1 rRNA gene (cut by a window edge) is annotated in these 2500 nt (G+C 56.5%); it reads left to right on the top strand.

The features are described 5' to 3' along the window. Positions 1-2492 (top strand): 23S ribosomal RNA (locus tag ABEA43_RS67490); it begins 616 nt to the left of the window's first position. Positions 2493-2500: the final 8 nt, after the last annotated feature.

Here is a 2500-nt window from a genome sequence, read left to right as displayed (position 1 = left end):
CCGTAGGAGCTTACATCAGCTTGCTGGTGTGTGATGTGACTGCGTGCCTTTTGAAGAATGAGCCTGCGAGTTATGGTGTGTGGCGAGGTTAACCCGTGTGGGGGAGCCGTAGCGAAAGCGAGTCTGAAGAGGGCGTTTGAGTCGCATGCTGTAGACCCGAAGCGGAGTGATCTACGCATGGGCAGGTTGAAGCTCAGGTAAGACTGGGTGGAGGACCGAACCCACCAGGGTTGAAAACCTGGGGGATGACCTGTGTGTAGGGGTGAAAGGCCAATCAAACTCCGTGATAGCTGGTTCTCCCCGAAATGCATTTAGGTGCAGCGTCACGTGTTTCTTGCCGGAGGTAGAGCACTGGATGGCTAATGGGCCCGACAAGGTTACTGACGTCAGCCAAACTCCGAATGCCGGTAAGTGAGAGCGTGGCAGTGAGACTGCGGGCGATAAGGTTCGTAGTCGAGAGGGAAACAGCCCAGATCACCGACTAAGGCCCCTAAGCGTGTGCTAAGTGGGAAAGGATGTGGAGTCGCAGAGACAACCAGGAGGTTGGCTTAGAAGCAGCCACCCTTGAAAGAGTGCGTAATAGCTCACTGGTCAAGTGATTCCGCGCCGACAATGTAGCGGGGCTCAAGTACACCGCCGAAGTCGTGGCATTGATGCAGATTCGTCTGTGTTGATGGGTAGGGGAGCGTCGTGCAGCCGGCGAAGCAGCAGAGTGATCTAGTTGTGGAGGCTGTGCGAGTGAGAATGCAGGCATGAGTAGCGAATCGAGGGTGAGAAACCCTCGCGCCGGATGACCAAGGGTTCCTGGGCCAGGCTAATCCGCCCAGGGTAAGTCGGGACCTAAGGCGAGGCCGACAGGCGTAGTCGATGGACAACGGGTTGATATTCCCGTACCCGCTTCAATGCGCCCATATCGAACCTCGTGATGCTAAGAGTCCTTAGCTCGCCTAAAGCCTTCGGGCTTGGGGTCAGAGTGAACGCTCGATCCGATCGGGTAGTAGGTAAGCGATGGGGTGACGCAGGAAGGTAGTCCAGCCCAGGCGATGGTTGACCTGGGGTAAGCATGTAGGGAGTGGGGTAGGTAAATCCGCCCCGCGTTAATCCTGAGATGTGATGCCGAGCCGATTGTGGTGAAGTGGATGATCCTATGCTGCCGAGAAAAGCCTCTAGTGAGTGTTGTGGCGGCCCGTACCCTAAACCGACTCAGGTGGTCAGGTAGAGAATACTAAGGCGATCGGGTGAACTGCGGTTAAGGAACTCGGCAAATTGCCCCCGTAACTTCGGGAGAAGGGGGACCTCTGCTGGTGATCAGACTAGCTTTGTGAGCTGGTGGGGGTCGCAGTGGCCAGGGGGAAGCGACTGTTTACTAAAAACACAGGTCCGTGCGAAGTCGTAAGACGATGTATACGGACTGACGCCTGCCCGGTGCCGGAACGTTAAGGGGACCGCTTAGTGTGAGTAATCATGCGAAGGTGAGAACTTAAGCGCCGGTAAACGGCGGTGGTAACTATAACCATCCTAAGGTAGCGAAATTCCTTGTCGGGTAAGTTCCGACCTGCACGAATGGCGTAACGACTTCCCCGCTGTCTCAACCGCAGACCCGGCGAAATTGCACTACGAGTAAAGATGCTCGTTACGCGCAGCAGGACGGAAAGACCCCGGGACCTTCACTACAGCTTGACATTGGCGTTTGGAACGTCTTGTGTAGGATAGGTGGGAGACTGGGAAGCTGTCACGCTAGTGATGGTGGAGTCATTGGTGAAATACCACTCTGGTCGTTTTGAACGTCTAACTCTGGTCCGTGATCCGGATCGGGGACAGTGTCTGGTGGGTAGTTTAACTGGGGCGGTTGCCTCCTAAAGAGTAACGGAGGCGCCCAAAGGTTCCCTCAGCCTGGTTGGCAATCAGGTGTCGAGTGTAAGTGCACAAGGGAGCTTGACTGTGAGACTGACGGGTCGAGCAGGAGCGAAAGCTGGGACTAGTGATCCGGCATCGGCGTGTGGAAGCGGTGTCGCTCAACGGCTAAAAGGTACCCCGGGGATAACAGGCTGATCTTCCCCAAGAGTCCATATCGACGGGATGGTTTGGCACCTCGATGTCGGCTCGTCGCATCCTGGGGCTGGAGTAGGTCCCAAGGGTTGGGCTGTTCGCCCATTAAAGCGGTACGCGAGCTGGGTTTAGAACGTCGCGAGACAGTTCGGTCCCTATCCGCTGCGCGCGCAGGAGACTTGAAAGGAGCTGTCCCTAGTACGAGAGGACCGGGACGGACGAACCTCTGGTGTGCCAGTTGTACCGCCAGGTGCACGGCTGGTTGGCTACGTTCGGAAGGGATAACCGCTGAAAGCATCTAAGCGGGAAGCTCGCCTTGAGATGAGGTCTCCCACCATGAGAGTGGGTAAGGCTCCCGGTAGACGACCGGGTTGATAGGCCGGAGGTGGAAGCACGGTAACGTGTGGAGCTGACCGGTACTAATAGGCCGAGGACTTGACCACAAAGCATA

This window comes from Nonomuraea rosea, from assembly GCF_039539705.1.
GTDB classification, from domain to species: domain Bacteria; phylum Actinomycetota; class Actinomycetes; order Streptosporangiales; family Streptosporangiaceae; genus Nonomuraea; species Nonomuraea rosea.
Note: the sequence above shows the minus strand (reverse complement) of the source record. Positions and strands in the feature narration are given on the sequence as shown.